Source organism: Enterococcus quebecensis, from assembly GCF_001730365.1.
GTDB classification, from domain to species: Bacteria; Bacillota; Bacilli; order Lactobacillales; family Enterococcaceae; genus Enterococcus_L; species Enterococcus_L quebecensis.
Genome location: NZ_MIKB01000001.1, coordinates 434,088 through 449,313 on the forward strand (window position 1 = coordinate 434,088; position 15,226 = coordinate 449,313).

At 36.1% G+C, this 15,226-nt stretch carries 14 protein-coding genes; 3 read left to right on the forward strand and 11 right to left on the reverse strand.

What is annotated here, in order from left to right; genetic code table 11:
- Positions 1 to 49: 49 nt before the first annotated feature.
- Together BCR23_RS01970 and BCR23_RS01975 are read right to left on the reverse strand one after the other, a co-directional pair.
- Positions 50 to 1,255 (reverse strand): aminoacyltransferase, encoded by a 1,206-nt coding sequence (locus tag BCR23_RS01970; protein ID WP_069633817.1) that lies wholly within the window; start codon positions 1,253 to 1,255, stop codon positions 50 to 52.
- A 176-nt stretch (positions 1,256 to 1,431) separates the two neighbouring features.
- Positions 1,432 to 1,938: a QueT transporter family protein gene (locus BCR23_RS01975; RefSeq protein ID WP_069633818.1), complete on the reverse strand. Its 507-nt coding sequence runs from the start codon at positions 1,936 to 1,938 to the stop codon at positions 1,432 to 1,434.
- Positions 1,939 to 2,173: 235 nt separating this feature from the next.
- Between BCR23_RS01975 and BCR23_RS01980 the strand changes: the two genes are divergently transcribed.
- Positions 2,174 to 3,133 (forward strand): diacylglycerol/lipid kinase family protein, encoded by a 960-nt coding sequence (locus BCR23_RS01980; RefSeq protein ID WP_069633819.1) that lies wholly within the window; start codon positions 2,174 to 2,176, stop codon positions 3,131 to 3,133.
- Positions 3,134 to 3,176: 43 nt separating this feature from the next.
- On the opposite strand, the gene BCR23_RS01985 is transcribed toward BCR23_RS01980, so the two are convergent.
- From BCR23_RS01985 to BCR23_RS01995, 3 genes are all read right to left on the reverse strand, one after another.
- The gene (locus BCR23_RS01985; protein ID WP_069633820.1) at positions 3,177 to 4,292 is read right to left on the reverse strand and encodes a PLP-dependent transferase; all 1,116 of its coding nucleotides are present in this window, start codon (positions 4,290 to 4,292) and stop codon (positions 3,177 to 3,179) included.
- A gap of 165 nt (positions 4,293 to 4,457) precedes the next feature.
- Positions 4,458 to 7,040 (reverse strand): SF1B family DNA helicase RecD2, encoded by a 2,583-nt coding sequence (gene recD2 / locus BCR23_RS01990; RefSeq protein ID WP_069633821.1) that lies wholly within the window; start codon positions 7,038 to 7,040, stop codon positions 4,458 to 4,460.
- Positions 7,041 to 7,072: 32 nt separating this feature from the next.
- A complete protein-coding gene (locus BCR23_RS01995; RefSeq protein WP_069633822.1) occupies positions 7,073 to 7,702 on the reverse strand; it encodes a histidine phosphatase family protein in 630 nt (209 codons plus the stop codon).
- Between the two features lie 198 nt (positions 7,703 to 7,900).
- Between BCR23_RS01995 and gloA2 the strand changes: the two genes are divergently transcribed.
- On the forward strand, positions 7,901 to 8,281 hold the full coding sequence (gloA2, locus tag BCR23_RS02000) for an SMU1112c/YaeR family gloxylase I-like metalloprotein (protein WP_069633823.1): 381 nt from the start codon (positions 7,901 to 7,903) through the stop codon (positions 8,279 to 8,281).
- Positions 8,282 to 8,363: 82 nt separating this feature from the next.
- On the opposite strand, the gene trmL is transcribed toward gloA2, so the two are convergent.
- Together trmL and BCR23_RS02010 are read right to left on the reverse strand one after the other, a co-directional pair.
- Positions 8,364 to 8,870: a tRNA (uridine(34)/cytosine(34)/5-carboxymethylaminomethyluridine(34)-2'-O)-methyltransferase TrmL gene (gene trmL / locus BCR23_RS02005; RefSeq protein WP_069633824.1), complete on the reverse strand. Its 507-nt coding sequence runs from the start codon at positions 8,868 to 8,870 to the stop codon at positions 8,364 to 8,366.
- 241 nt (positions 8,871 to 9,111) lie between these two features.
- The gene (locus tag BCR23_RS02010; RefSeq protein WP_069633825.1) at positions 9,112 to 9,957 is read right to left on the reverse strand and encodes a methyltransferase domain-containing protein; all 846 of its coding nucleotides are present in this window, start codon (positions 9,955 to 9,957) and stop codon (positions 9,112 to 9,114) included.
- Positions 9,958 to 10,095: 138 nt separating this feature from the next.
- On the opposite strand from BCR23_RS02010, the gene BCR23_RS02015 reads away from it, so the two are divergent.
- The gene (locus BCR23_RS02015) at positions 10,096 to 10,728 is read left to right on the forward strand and encodes a copper homeostasis protein CutC (RefSeq protein WP_069633826.1); all 633 of its coding nucleotides are present in this window, start codon (positions 10,096 to 10,098) and stop codon (positions 10,726 to 10,728) included.
- 597 nt (positions 10,729 to 11,325) lie between these two features.
- Here the strand turns inward: BCR23_RS02015 and mgtE are convergent.
- The 4 genes from mgtE to yjbM are packed head-to-tail and all read right to left on the reverse strand — an operon-like array spanning position 11,326 to position 15,099.
- Complete coding sequence (mgtE, locus tag BCR23_RS02020) at positions 11,326 to 12,687, reverse strand: magnesium transporter (protein ID WP_069633827.1); 1,362 nt, start codon at positions 12,685 to 12,687, stop codon at positions 11,326 to 11,328.
- 22 nt (positions 12,688 to 12,709) lie between these two features.
- On the reverse strand, positions 12,710 to 13,603 hold the full coding sequence (locus tag BCR23_RS02025) for an RluA family pseudouridine synthase (RefSeq protein ID WP_069633828.1): 894 nt from the start codon (positions 13,601 to 13,603) through the stop codon (positions 12,710 to 12,712).
- Between the two features lie 7 nt (positions 13,604 to 13,610).
- Positions 13,611 to 14,408, reverse strand: a complete 798-nt coding sequence (locus BCR23_RS02030; protein ID WP_069633829.1) for an NAD kinase — start codon at positions 14,406 to 14,408, stop codon at positions 13,611 to 13,613.
- A gap of 1 nt (position 14,409) precedes the next feature.
- On the reverse strand, positions 14,410 to 15,099 hold the full coding sequence (yjbM, locus tag BCR23_RS02035) for a GTP diphosphokinase (protein WP_069633830.1): 690 nt from the start codon (positions 15,097 to 15,099) through the stop codon (positions 14,410 to 14,412).
- Positions 15,100 to 15,226 lie beyond the last annotated feature (127 nt).

Genomic DNA, 15,226 nt, shown 5'->3' on the forward strand with positions numbered 1-15,226 from the left:
TCCCCACAGCACTATTTAACCTGTGCTGTGGGGATGTTTTAACTAGAATTTATTTTTTCTGTTTTTTCAATTTATACGCATACTCACTTGCTTTAAAAAGTAAGCCATTGACTGGCAAGTCAAATTCACCAATAAATTCATTCACTGTTGGATTAAAGTTAGACTTAAACTTAATCAAACCATCACTTAAACTACCTTCCAATCCGCCCATATTACATGATGTACAACCACGTTCAAAACATTCATTGATTGCATCAAACCACGTTAAATACGCTGGCATATATCGTTTATAGCGATCGTCCATTCCTGCATAAAGAATTTCACTAGTCGAACCAAAAGTAATCGCCAAAGCACCTGCAACTACGGCAATATCACCAGAATGAGCGATGTTTTCTTCCAGTTCAGTCATTTCACGTGTTAAAGAAAAATCTAATTCTTCAAGTGTATGACGTTTTTTTACTTGGTTCTCTTTTAGGTTTGCTAAATCTTCTTTATTCTTATCAAAGCGCTGTTTTGTTTCTTCAAAGCGTTCTTTTAGGTTTACTTCTGCCAACATGATAAAAGAAGTCTCAGGGTAGATTGTTAATAGTTTTTTGAAATAATCGCTATTTCTAAGTGAAATATTTTGCCGTTCAGTCGTCAGTTCGATAACTTTGGCAAAATCATCCACCAACTCATTATGTCCTGTTTTTACAGTGACACCTTTTTTCTGGGCTTGTTTCATCATTTTCTTGGTGCTTTTTGATAGCTGTTCTTCACTAAAATCTTCTTTATAAATATTTGCTTGAAAACGCGGCTGAATCGTCGCATCCATGGTCATAGTCAAGCCTTGATGTTTCGCTCCACTTGCAATAATGTTATCGATGATCGCTTGAGCTGATGAGTTGATCGTTTGCTCTTCACCAATATGGAAATCTTTATAATGTATCGTTGGATCCATTTTCACAAATAATGCACGTTTTTTCTTTCCAAATTGTTTCAACTCTTTGAAGAAAAACGACACAAGTTCTTTATTAGTGTAATCCATGATTGGTCCTCTTGGTGTATAAAGCATTGAAAATTTCATTGGTAACGGGCGGATCAAAACTAAGCTAGATGCAATCAACGTCCCATTTTCATAGACACCAACGATCTCTGAACCCCAATTGTCTTTAACTTTTGCCCATGCAGATGATTGCAGTAAATTGCATAAGGGATGGTTTTCCACAAATTTATCGTGTTCTTTGGCATCCACGCCAATTTTAAATTCAAACATTAGAAAAAAACTCCTCTACATTTTAGCTTCTGTATTACCTTATCATAATTTATTCAACAGGAACAGTAAAGTTTTTCATTAAATTGGTTAGAAAATTTTAAGAGGCTGAATCAAAACTTTATTGTCTTGAACCAGCCTCTTATACTATAATATCATTCACAAAATTTTTTTATCGATCAAAGTCGTTTATCAAAATGAACGGATTTATTGATCCAAAACATTATTGGTGCAGCTACTGCCATTGTGGCAAATTCACTAAGCGCTAATGTAGCATAATTCCCCCAGAAAGCTGCTCCGCCAGCTGGTGCCAACATATAGGCAATGATACACATTGTCGCTGTGAAAAATAACGTATTTAATGCTAAGCGAGCGATAACATTAGGCACTCTTTTTTGTAATAAGGCTGTCAATCCTAACGAAATAAAGGATTGTAATCCACCGTATATTGCGTCCATGGCGCCAAAGCCAAAGAAAAAGTTATAGACCACAACTCCGCCTAAAACGCCCCACATCAGTTTCCGGTTGAAAACAACTAAATGATTCAGACTTTCAGAAATTCTAAATTGGATGGGGCCTGACGATACGGGTGCTACTAAAATTGTTAAACCTAGATATAATGCCATCACAATTCCATTCATAGTAATGGCTTTTACTTTACTGTTTTTATTGACAGTATCTTGCATAATTTCCCCTTCTTTCTCCGAGTTTTTTTACAAGGGATGGTTGATGAACCTTGTTGAAAAGAGATTTCTCCTCAAAAAATGATACGTAGGCATTATATCTTATAATCCTCACTTTAACAATGAGAAACTACTTTCGATGTAGTGTTCAGTCTTTTTTTCTTATTTTTTCAAGCTTCCGGCATTCTTAATTTTTCCTCGGTCTGTTATAATAAAACTTTGTACAGGGAGGAAAAAAATGAAGAAACATTTTTATCTTGTCATTAATGAAAATGCAGGTAGCGGCACAGGTCGCAAAGTAGCTGGCAAAATCATCCGACAGTTACAAACAGCAAGCATTGATTATACGACATTTTATACAAGTCATGCAGGACATGAAATTGAAATTGTTGAAAGTTTGGCGCAAAACATATTGATCCCTTGGAGCAACGATGAGGAAATAGAGTCATTCCCACTTTTGGTTGTTCTTGGAGGAGACGGTACTTTGCATAGCGTTCTTAATGCACTGAAATCATTCGATTCTAAAATTCCAATTGGGTATATTCCCTGTGGTTCAGGTAACGATTTTGCTCGTGGCGTTGGAATTCCAAGACAGGCGGAGAAAGCTTTTTTTCAGTTACTTAAAGCTCAAAGTCCTAAAGAAATTCACGTGATCACATACGATGAATCCATTCAAGATGAGCGCGGACTTGCTGTTAATAATATTGGAATCGGCTTGGACGCATCAATTGTCAATGCCGCAAACACATCAGCATCAAAGCATGCATTAAACAAGTTTAATATGGGGTCGCTATCTTATATTTTTTCTATTTTAAAGGTATTATTCACTCAAAAAGGCTTCCCGATTCTGGTAGAGATGAATGGTAAGAAACTTGAATTTGATCGGGCATTTTTATGTACTGTCACGAATCATCCTTATTTCGGTGGTGGTGTTCCGATTGCTCCTGTTGCTGATCCACACAAACCAGTTCTGGATTTTGTTTTAGTCGAACGTGTTAGCCTATTTAAAATTTTTTGGCTGATTATCTTATTAATGCAAAAAAAGCAGATGAACTCAAAGTACTTTCATCACTTTCAATCTAGTAAGTTCCGAATTGTTTCCACCGTTCCTCAATATATCCATGCAGATGGTGAAATTTTAGGTAAAAGAAGTACAGATATTTCTTTTGGAACAGAAACAAGATTATTTTGGTTTTAAAAATATCAAAAGAAGGGTGAGCCAACTAAGCTCACCCTTCTTTTTAATCTAATTTTTCAAAAGCCTGCGTCAAATCTGCAATCAAATCCTCACTGGCTTCAATACCAGTTGACAACCTCAATAAATCTGGCGTTAAACCATAAGACTCTCTCAATTCTTCTGGAATATCCGCATGTGTTTGTGTCGTCGGATACGTAATTAAACTCTCCACTCCACCTAGACTCTCTGCAAAAGTAAAAATCGATAAATTTCTTAAAAACGCTTTGATGGAATCTTGATTCTTAATTTTAAAACTTAGCATACCGCCACGCCCTGGGTACATCACTTCTTTAACATGGGAACTTTCTTTCAGATATGCAGCAATGGCTTGAGCATTCTTTTCATGTCTCTCCATTCGCAAAGATAAAGTTTTCAACCCCCGGATCAATAACCAACTATCAAAAGGGGATAAAACCGCTCCAGTTGTGTTTAAGGAATAAGCTAATTTTTCACCGATCTCTTTTGAAGCTGCTACCACGGCTCCTGCCAATAAATCATTATGTCCGCCTAAATATTTGGTGGCACTGTGTAAAACAATATCAGCACCTAAGTCTAAAGGTCTCTGAATTAAAGGCGTATAAAAAGTATTATCAACGATTAGTTGTGCGTGATGTTTTTTAGCGAAAACTGCAACATTCTCTATCGACACTTCACTCATCAAAGGATTAGTGGGTGTTTCAATAAATACAGCTGTGGTTTCATTTGTGATCGCTCTTTCAAAACCACTTTCATCATCTACATAAATAAAGTGATACATGCCTTGTTTTTCCAACTCTTTAAAATAACGGTAACTGCCGCCATATAAATCTCTAGAGGCGACAATTTGACTACCAACAGGGAATTGGCTAAATACTACTTGAACAGCACTCATTCCTGAACTAGTCGCCAAACCAACTGCACCATTTTCTAAAACGGCTAACGCTGACTCTACGACTTCTCTTGTTGGATTTTTAGTTCTCGTGTAATCATAGCCCGTCGACTCACCTAGTGTTGGATGTTCATACGTCGTTGAAAAATAAATAGGCGTATTGATTGATCCAGTTACTGGATTTTGATGATTACCGATTTGTGCCAAAAATGTGTCTGTTTGAACTTTACCCGATTGCGTTTTCTTTTCCATTCACTTCCCTCATTTCTACCAAAATAATATACCTTCATTTTTAGTTGAACACATCGCTGTGTTGCTTTTCATTATATACATTGAATGGTTTTCAAGGCAAGAAATAGTTCCAATAAGTAAGAAAAAACTGGAACAGCCGTTTAACTGCTCCAGTTTATCAACTATTTATTTCATAAAATCATACGGTGTTGTCTGTTTCATCCCGATCATCGGATCTATCGTTTGTTGTTGCACTAAATCCGGTGTTAATAATCTGTCAATTTCAGTCTCAATTTGTTCATCGACATCTTGAACAGGCTCACTAAATAAAGAAATTTCTTCTATTTTAGGTGCAGGTTTTAGTGGTTCAATCGTTTCTTTTACTACAGAAGTTTTTTCCTCTTTAACTGCTTCGTAAACAACTGGCTTATGATCATCTGTATCAGAGAATGGTGATTCCTTATTCAAGCCGTCTTCATAAGCTTCTAACTGCATTCTTGTCGTTAAGGACATGTCATCAGCGCTTGTAATTCGCTCTTTTAACATTGTCAAACGACTGGCAGATTCATGAGCCACACACGTATTAAAGGCTTGAACTTCTCCCAGTAAAATGAGTATATCCTTACTCCTCGTAACAGCTGTATATAGTAAATTACGCTGCAGCATGCGATGGTATTGATGAACCATTGGCAAAATGACCATTTTAAACTCGCTGCCTTGTGCTTTATGGATCGAACAACAATAAGAAAGAGTAATCTTATTCCATTCATTACGTTTATAACTAACTTCATTATTATCAAACTGAATTACTAATTCATCGACCTTATCTTCTGATTCTTTGGCCAAAATAATGCCCACAATTTCTCCCATATCCCCATTAAATACGTTAAGTTCAGGAGTATTGACTAGATGAAGAACTTTATCACCAATACGATAAACAGATTCATTCCATTTTACTTCTTTTTTCGTCCCATCATTTGGATTAAAAATTTCCTGCATCATTTTGTTTAAGGCATCGATTCCTGCAGCTCCTCGGTACATTGGTGCTAGCAGTTGAATATCTTGTGGGGAAAAGCCTTTAGCTTTAGCTTTCGTCACGATTTGACGGACGTACGTTTCGATATGATGGACGTCACTTGGGAAAAATGAACGATCCTTTTGATTCACAGTAAAATCTTGCGGTAATTTCCCTTGTTTGATCTCGTGGGCTAAGGGAATAATACTAGAACCGTCACCTTGACGATAGATCTCTGTCAATTCTTTTTTCGGGATTTCATTGATCTGCAGTAAATCATGTAAAACTTGTCCTGGGCCCACTGAAGGCAATTGGTCTTTATCCCCCACAAAGATCACTTGCATATTAGTAGGAATCGCTTTGAATAAGGTATTGGCCAACCAAGTATCTACCATTGACATTTCATCCACGATCAACAATCCACCTTCAAGCTCTTTAGCTGTCATACTAGGATTTTTTTCTCGTCCAGTTAACCCTAATAGACGATGGATTGTACTTGCTGGTAGCCCCGTTGTCTCATTCATTCGCTTGGCCGCTCGTCCAGTTGGTGCCGCTAATAAGATAGGAAACATTTCCTGCGTATAATCTTTTACGTCCAAAGAAAGTCCATTTAACTCTGCAAATAGCGAAACAATTCCGTTAATTACAGTGGTTTTCCCTGTACCAGGTCCACCAGTCAGGATGAATAAAGGTGATTTGATAGCTTCCTCTATGGCAGTTTGTTGGGAATCACCATACAGGATGCCTAACCTTTTTTCAATACCACGAATATTTTTTTCAATGTCTTTTTTGTCATACTTGATTTCTTTTTTTCGGGAAAGTAGACGTTGAATGGACGTACCGATTCCCCACTCAGAAAAATACAAGCTATTTTCAAAAAGTTTCGTTCCCTCTTGCTGAATTTTTCCTTCTTCAACCAAATGAATGATCTGTTCAGCTACTTGATCTAAAGAGATCTCCACAGGACGGCTCGCTTCAAGGGTATTAATTGTTTCTCTTAAAAGCATCTCTGCTTCTACATAAGTATTTCCTGAACGAACAGAATGTTGAAAAATCTCATGAGTGATCGCTGCTCGTACTCGCTTATCAGAATCCGCACCTATTCCCAGCTGTTCAGCAATATTGTCAGCACGTTTAAACCCGATCCCTTCAATATCTTCAACCAATTGATACGGGTTTTCATGAATGACATCTAATGTTTCTTCTTTGTAGGTTTGATAAATAGCAAATGAAAGCTGACTACCAAATCCATATCGGTTCAAACCAACGATTACTTGTTCCATTCCATGATTCAGGCGAATTGTTTCAATAATTGTTTGGCGTTTTTTTTCATTTAATTGAGGAACTTCTTCTAAAACATCAGGTGTAGCAATGATTCGATCAATTGCATCTTCTCCTAATATCTCGACAATTTTTTCAGCAGTCCGCTTTCCAATACCAGGAAATTTTTCGCTAGAAAGATAATTTACAACGCCACTAGCCGATGTTGGGCGTTCTTGTTGATAACTATCTACTTGAAATTGCTTACCGTAACGAGGATGATCAACAAAATGCCCAAAAAAGCGATATACTTCTTCCTCTTGAATTTGACCAAAGCTACCAGTCGTTACGATTTCTTTTTCTAAATAGTCTGTATTCGTATCCGTAATTTTTACCAGTAATACTTTATAAAAATTGCTGGGGTTTTGAAAAAAGATTGCCTGGACCTGCCCAACTACATACTCTTTTTCCTCTTCTCCAAACAGTGTATCCATCAAATTCCCCCGCTTCTATTCCTAAAATATGTTTACAGTAAAAATGAATCATCATTCCATAGTTTTAATAAATACTCTTGCTCATGATCTGGTTCAGTCGTTTCTAGTATGGACAAGCTGTTGTTTTTAAGCCCACCCATATTACGCAATTCACCTAATTCTTTCCCTGACATTGATTGGATAGCTGCCGTTAGAGATGCACCATGCCCAACAAAAAGATAGGGACCTTCTCCAGTCTTAACTGCTTGTTCAACAACCGATGAAATGCGAAAAATTGCTTGTTCAATCGGTTCGCCTTCAAATTCTTCTGGATTATATCTATCTAATTGATAACGCATATGATCTAGCTCTGCGCTGTAGATTTTTCTCATTTTAGCGATAGATTGTCCTTCTAATTTACCTAGTCCTAACTCTTTCAATTGATCTGTATAAACGATTTCTACTGGCTGCTCTAATTCTTGATTAATGCCTTCTGCCGTTTTTTTTGCTCGGGGAGAAGTACTTGAAAAAATCTTTTCAAAAGGAATCTCTTTGAGCGTCTGTCCTAATAATTTGATTTCTTCATAACTTGTCGGAAGCAGTGGTGAATCTCCGCTCATTCCTTGGAATCGCATTTCCTGATTCCATTCCGTTTTCCCATGACGGGTAAAATATAATTTCATGCCTTTACTCCCTTGATTCTAATCTATTAATTTTCTAAGTTGTTGTTTTCCATTAATTATCTTAACTAGTGTATCATTTTCACTATAAAAATTCCATTTAACTACGAGAGTTCTAAAGAAAAAACAGTCTGATTGTATTTCAAAAAAACTGAGTTATAATTAAAAATGTAAAAGACCCCATTAAAGGAGGAACTAGCTTTGTTCTTTGAACATATCCATCATATTGCTATCAACTGCTCTAATTACCAAAAAACGAAGGAATTCTATGTAGAAAAACTTGGATTTGATATTATTCGAGAAAATCATCGAGAAGATAAAAACGATGTCAAACTAGATTTAAAGCTAGGCGTTCATGAATTGGAGATTTTCATCTCCTCAGAACTTCCCAAACGTCCTTCATACCCAGAAGCGCTAGGTTTAAGACATTTGGCTTTTAAAGTGGATGTTATCGAAGATGTGATTGCTTTTTTAAATACGAAAGGTATTGAATGTGAACCCATACGAACAGATACTTTTACAGGTGAGAAAATGATTTTTTTCTTTGACCCTGATGGTTTACCTTTGGAATTACACGAGTAAGACAATTTCTTAGCAAATATCTTTCCTAAATCAAAAAGCTGTTCTCTTCAAAAAAGAAGGAACAGCTTTTTGACTACCTATTTTAATCTAATTTATCTTGTTCATAGTGATGATTCAATTCTAATGATGGAAAACCTTGTTGGCGTAGTGCTTCATAAACTACTAAAGCAACCGTATTAGACAAATTCAACGAACGAACATGCTCATCATTCATAGGAATACGTAAGCATTTTTCTTCATTTTCACGCATAAAGCCCTCTGGTAAGCCTGTTGTTTCTTTCCCAAACATAAAATAATGATCTTGATGATCTGTATAATCCACTTCACTATACGTCTGGTTAGCGAACTTCGTGATCAAATGCAACGGTTGATCACCTAGATAAGTTAAAAAAGCAGCCAAATTCTTATGATACGTGATATTCACATCATTCCAGTAATCCAAACCCGCTCGTTTCAAGTGCTTATCATCTGTTTGGAAACCTAACGGCTCGATGAGATGTAAGGGTGAGTTAGTTGCTGCACAAGTACGAGCAATATTACCTGTATTTGCTGGAATTTGAGGTTCAAATAATACAATATGATTTGTCATGATTACAGTTTCCTTTCATTTGAGTGACACAAAATATATTTTTATTCACTAAAATTAACATAAAAAAAACGTATCGCCTCGGTGTCAATCACTGCGAGTCGCTACGTTAGTGAAGCTCTTTTCACTAACTTTTATCAGAACAGGAACCTGATAAAAACCAATGAAAAAACAACTTGTATGTAATATAACACCATTACCGAAGCTTTGCAATACCTTTTAGCAAATTAACGAAATGTAAGCGCTACCTAAATTTACCTTTTAACATGCGAACGTCAATTGTGATTTCTGTTAGTGGATTTTTTTTAAGTTCTTCTTTTATCCGTTCATCTACTCCCCACTCCAATGGAGACATCTCCAATAAATCTAAACGATTCTCTTGTGGAATAGCAAACGTAAATGTCACTCGTTCATTAACTAAAACATCCATTTCTTTAGAAAACTTCGCTAAAACTTTTTCATTGGAATAATTTTGTTTGTTTTTATCTTCTGGATAAAAAGCAGCTCTTAACTCTTTTAAGTACCCTGCTTCTGGAATCACTTTAACCACTGTACCATCTTTTTTTAACACACGCTGGAATTCCCGATAATGAGAGGGAGAAAAAATATTCAAAACCGTATCCATAGATTGATCTGCAAATGGTAAATTCGTCAAATCAGCTACACACCAAAATGCATCTAGCGGCTGACTACTAGCTAAATAAATCCCATCTTTTGAAATATCAAAACCAAATTTAGAACCCGCCAAACCTAAATCAGAAAGTTCTGATAAAAAACTTCCTTCACCACAGCCTACATCTAGTGTGTGACCAATTAAGTCCATCGTATCAATTAACTTTTCTAATAAAGGTTGATACATCCCACTTTTGATCATCTTACTTCTGTGAACTAACATTTTTTTATTATACTCAGTCTGAATGCTGTGAGAAAGAAAATAAATCGTTCCTTTTTTCGATAAATCAAATTGATGATTTTCTACGCAAATCAAACTATATCCTTTTAATTCAAAGCCCTTTTTACAGACTGGGCAAAGAAATTGTTCTTGATGTTTTTCTAAAAAATTACGAGCTGAATCAATTTTTTTCAACATAAGGTTACTTCCTATTCACTATAAATTCTGAAACAAGTGGATAAACTATCGTTATTTATCTTACAACGATAAGAGGACTTTGGCAACAAGCATAATTATGGTACAATGCGTTTGAAGAAAAGACAAGGAGTGGAAAGAATGATCAAAGAATTTTGTGCCGAGAATTTCACGGATATCCCTACTGCCATTAGAAATGGTGCTGGACGTATTGAATTGTGTGATAATTTAGCCGTAGGTGGTACAACACCAAGTACTGGTGTTATTGAGGAAGTCATTTCATATGCTGGAGAAAAATCGATTCCAGTGATGACGATCATTAGACCTCGGGGCGGAGATTTTATTTATAATGATATTGAACTTAAAATCATGCATACAGATTTAATCGAAGCAAAAAAAATGGGAACAGACGGCGTTGTTTTAGGCTGTTTAGCAAATGATGGCTGGCTAGATGAAGAAGCATTAGAGCTATTGATTGAAAACGCAGAAGGCCTACAAATCACTTTCCATATGGCTTTTGATGAACTAAGCAAAGAAAATCAATTTAAGGCGATTGACTGGTTAGCAGAACATGATGTACACCGTATATTAACTCATGGAGGGCTTGCGGGAACACCAATTGAAGAAAATTTTGATCATCTAAAAGAATTGATTAACTATGCGAATGATCGGATTATTATCTTACCTGGTGGTGGCATTTCTGATAAAAATGTTGATGCTGTAGTGGATGCTCTACAAGTCAGTGAAGTTCATGGAACAAAAATCGTCGGATAATATCATAAATCTAGAAGAAACGATCCTACTGAATTAATTCAGAGGCGATCGTTTCTTTTATTATCTAAATGTTCATTTGATTTTTTTCTCTTGTAGCTGTTGCTGTTTTTTCACAAATAGCATTCTTTGTTTTTTCAATTTTTATTTTTTACAATAAAGTTAATTCTGTTATCCAGATATTATTTTTATAATCTTTCAAAAAACTCGTACGAAAGCAGGTTACTTATTCATGAAAAAAAGAAAACAGCTCTCTATATGATTGGTTTTGTTTCGATCACGATAACAATGGTTATGGATGTCTACGAGTATACCCTATCTTTGCCACTTCTGGCTTACAACTCGTATTCTTTTTGATTGTCGGAAGATTGCTGTGGTTCATATCTATCGATCAGTTTAGCCCTATCAGTCGCTATACCCTTTATTATTTATCAATTAACCGCTAAATATAGACATACAGCACCGTAAAGCAGATTGAAATATAGGATAACAAATAAAAAGAGTCTGAGACACAACTAGCAAGTTGTATTTCAGACTCTTAAAACATAATATAGACGTTGGAAAATACTTTTGTTCCAACCTATTTTTTTTGATTATTTTTCAAATAAAATACTGCATAAACAAGCTAGCAATATTAAAATAAATCAGCACACTAGTCAAATCACTTAAAGTTGTGATAAACGGACCACTAGCAACTGCTGGATCAAAACCTAATTTATCCATCAACATGGGAATCAAACTCCCAGCCAAATTTGCTACAGTAATTGCACAAAGCATAGCCATTCCTATAACGAATCCCAAAGGAAAATTATGTTGCCAAATACCCACAACAATAAAAATCGCTACTCCTGTCACTGCACCCGTTACTAGACCTGTTAATACCTCACTAACAATCAAACGACCAAAATTATTATCTTTTTCATCTGATATCGCTAGTCTTCTAACTGCAACCGCTAATGATTGTGTCCCTGCATTTCCTGCTGTTCCTGTGATCAATGAAATAAATACAGCTAAAATACTTGCTTCGCTAACTAATTCTTCATAATGGCTGATTAAAGTAGCTGTTGACATTCCTAAAAATAATAACGTAATTAACCAAGGCAAACGTTTTGAAGCTGCCTTAAATGGATTTTCACTGACCTCTTCAACGTTGACACCCGCCAAACCAGAATAATCACTAGCCGCTTCATCATCGATAACATCGATGATATCATCAACGGTTACAATTCCCAATAAATGGTCATCATAATCTGTGACTGGAAGTGCTAGAAAGTCATAATCTCGAATCGTCTGCGCAACATCTTCTTGATCGTCCCCAACATGCACAGAAATTACCCGCTCGCTTAATACATCTGAAATCATTGTATCATCATCATTCACGATCAGATCACGTAAAGAAATAACCCCGACTAGATGATTTTCTTGATCCACCACATATACATAATAAATCGTTTCAGCCACATCTGCCTGATTTTTCAACACGTACATCGCTGAACGAACTGTTTGATTGGCAACAATAGAGACGAATTCTGTCGTCATGATTGATCCTGCTGTATCATCTTCATAATGCAGCAGTTCTTTGATCTCCCCAGCATCCTCTGTACTCATCAAACTCAGGTACTTTGCCTTTTGGCTTTTATCTAACTTATTTAATAAGTCAACTGCGTTATCCGTATACATCTCCGATAACATTTCTGCAGCGTAACTTGGACGCATTTCTGCAATGTAATCGTTCATATTCTCGTTATCTTCTTCAATAACATCAAACATATCCGCTAATTCTTTAGGAGATAAGTAGCTATACACTTGTTTTCTATCTTCTTCATCAATCGATTGGTAAAATTGTCCCTGTTCATAGATATGAAGAGTTAAAAACAACTCTCGAAATTCAGCCATTTGCTGCTCTTTCAATTTTTCTAACAACAATGAGAAATGATCTTCCATTTCTTGCCCTTCATTCACACGTACCTCTCCTTTCTATTCTCTATAGTCGATCTGCAATTTTCTTCATATCTTCTGCTAAAGAAGAAGTCAGATCTAAGCGTTGTTTCGTAAATGGATGGATAAAACTTAATTGACAACAATGTAACGCCTGGCGTAAAATCCCGCTATCCATTTTGCCACCATACATGTCATCCCCCAACAAAGGACATCCAATCGCTTCAAAATGTACTCTGATTTGATGTGTTCTCCCTGTATGTAATTGAATATTCACTAACGCTTCATCAGCCTTACGTTTCATCAGCCAGTACTCTGTTTCAGCCTGCTGTCCACCTTCTACTATTGTTCTTTTTAGTATTGAAGATAAATCTCGACCAATTGGAAGTTGTATACTGTCATGGTCTTTTAATTCTGATACCCGTCCACCAACTAAAGCTTGATAGATCTTGATCACTTCTTTTTTACGTAATTCCTGATCCAACATTGCATGAGCAAAACCATGTTTAGCAAATAGCATCAAACCTGTAGTATCTCTATCCAAGCGTGTTACTACATGAATAACCTGATTTTTATACTGTTGTGCTTTATAATAAGCCTTCACACGATTAGCCATTGTACCATTAGGGTGATATTGGGCAGGAATCGAAGCAACACCTGCTGGCTTATTAACGACTAAATAATGGTCATCTTCAAAAACAATATCGATCGGCACATCATCAACGAGTAAGGTCTCATGCTCCCCTTCATCAGGAATCGTGATTTTTACTTGATCCCCAAAAGACAGCTTAAATAGTGCATTTTCAACAGACTGATTGACTTCGATTTTGCCACCTTGAAACTTGATCTTTGCTAAAAGACCTTTAGAGACTCCCTGCTCTTTCAGAAAACTTTTTACTTGCTGTGGTTCCTTCTTTTCAACTATCCAATTAAATTCCATTAACTTATTAATCCTCACTAATAAAGGCATCTTTTACTCGATGCCAAAAATGCATATGTCGATAAGAAGCAAAATGAATGCGTTCGTCCGCAATTCGATAATAAATCGACTTAATATCGTCTTGATAAATATCTAATTGATCCACCGTAATTAAATAATCATTACTTTCTTGCAACTGGATTTCGACCCATTCTGTATGGGCAATCACAATAGGAGAACCCAATGTTCGAAAAACACGATTATTTAACGAAGCAATTTCAGCCAGTTGAAAAGCATTAATACTAGGATGTAATACTGCCCCGCCAATGCTTTTATTATAAGCTGTTGATCCTGTTGGTGTAGATACAGATAACCCATCCCCACGGAAACGTTCAAATAGTTCATCCTTGATAAATACATCAGCCACCATTGTACGATTTCCACGTTTGATTGTTGACTCATTCAATGCTAAAAAATGCTTATCTGGTTTATTACCATGGAAACTAATTTTCACGTCTAACAATGGATAACTAATACTTTTTTCTTGATGAACCAGAAGGCTTTGAACTAATTCTTCTAATTCATAGTCGCGCCAATCCGTATAAAAACCCAAATGCCCCGTGTGGACACCTAAAAAACTAACTTCATTCAATCGATGACTGAAACGATGGAAAGCTGATAATAATGTGCCATCCCCACCAACAGAAATAACAAGATCTGGTTGGTGGTCATCAATTTCTATTTTATTTTTTGTTAATAACAGGAGTAATTGACCGGTAACTTCTTTTGATTTGTGTTCATGATTATGAACAATTGATACTTTCATCTCACTCCCCCTGTTCTTTATCAGGCTCTTCTTTGTTATCTGTTAATCGTTGATAGTAATTATCTTTTGATTTTCCTCGCCCATGCGAAAACAGATGCTGAGCTTCTTGAATTTCTTCACGAATCGTCGACATTTCTTCATCTAACTGATAAGCAGCTTCTGCCGCTCGTTGCAGCCGCTCTTTCATTTCTTCTGGAAAAACGCCTTGATATTTATAATTTAAAGAATGTTCAATCGTTGCCCAAAAATTCATTGCTAATGTACGAATTTGAATTTCAGCTAAAATCATTTTTTCACCTGTAATTAATTGAACTGGATACTGGATCACTAAATGATAGGAACGATAGCCACTCTCTTTTTTATTTGTGATATAATCTCGTTCTTGAATGATTTTCAAATCTTTTCGATTTCGAATAATATCTACTACTTGACGAATATCTTCAACAAATTGGCACATGATCCTAAGCCCTGCAATATCCTGCATCTCTTCTTCCAAACGATCTACAGAAATATTACGTAATGCCGCTTTCGTTAAAATACTGTCCACTGGTTTCACACGACCAGTTACAAACTCAATAGGTGTATGTTTATTTTGTTCTCGAAACTGCTTACGAATACCGCGCAGCTTGACTTTCATTTCTCCAACAGCCTGTTCATACGGTGCCAGAAAAAGCTCCCACTCTTTCTCCATCCTTATCCCTCTATTTCTTTGAATTTGATTCACAGCTTATTTTACCATAGAGCCGACAAAAATAGGGTAATTTGAGAAATTGTGTAAATTTTTTCGAGAATAGCGTACTTTTTAACTTCTAGTTCAC

What these genes read in the sequence shown, in the direction of transcription:
- BCR23_RS01970 (WP_069633817.1), bottom strand. Translation starts at nt 1,255, where the DNA reads ATGTTTGAATTTAAAATTGGCGTGGATGCCAAAGAACACGATAAATTT.
- BCR23_RS01975 (WP_069633818.1), bottom strand. Translation starts at nt 1,938, where the DNA reads ATGCAAGATACTGTCAATAAAAACAGTAAAGTAAAAGCCATTACTATG.
- BCR23_RS01980 (WP_069633819.1), top strand. Translation starts at nt 2,174, where the DNA reads ATGAAGAAACATTTTTATCTTGTCATTAATGAAAATGCAGGTAGCGGC.
- BCR23_RS01985 (WP_069633820.1), bottom strand. Translation starts at nt 4,292, where the DNA reads ATGGAAAAGAAAACGCAATCGGGTAAAGTTCAAACAGACACATTTTTG.
- recD2 (WP_069633821.1), bottom strand. Translation starts at nt 7,040, where the DNA reads ATGGATACACTGTTTGGAGAAGAGGAAAAAGAGTATGTAGTTGGGCAG.
- BCR23_RS01995 (WP_069633822.1), bottom strand. Translation starts at nt 7,702, where the DNA reads ATGAAATTATATTTTACCCGTCATGGGAAAACGGAATGGAATCAGGAA.
- trmL (WP_069633824.1), bottom strand. Translation starts at nt 8,870, where the DNA reads ATGACAAATCATATTGTATTATTTGAACCTCAAATTCCAGCAAATACA.
- BCR23_RS02010 (WP_069633825.1), bottom strand. Translation starts at nt 9,957, where the DNA reads ATGTTGAAAAAAATTGATTCAGCTCGTAATTTTTTAGAAAAACATCAA.
- BCR23_RS02015 (WP_069633826.1), top strand. Translation starts at nt 10,096, where the DNA reads ATGATCAAAGAATTTTGTGCCGAGAATTTCACGGATATCCCTACTGCC.
- BCR23_RS02025 (WP_069633828.1), bottom strand. Translation starts at nt 13,603, where the DNA reads ATGGAATTTAATTGGATAGTTGAAAAGAAGGAACCACAGCAAGTAAAA.
- BCR23_RS02030 (WP_069633829.1), bottom strand. Translation starts at nt 14,408, where the DNA reads ATGAAAGTATCAATTGTTCATAATCATGAACACAAATCAAAAGAAGTT.
- yjbM (WP_069633830.1), bottom strand. Translation starts at nt 15,099, where the DNA reads ATGGAGAAAGAGTGGGAGCTTTTTCTGGCACCGTATGAACAGGCTGTT.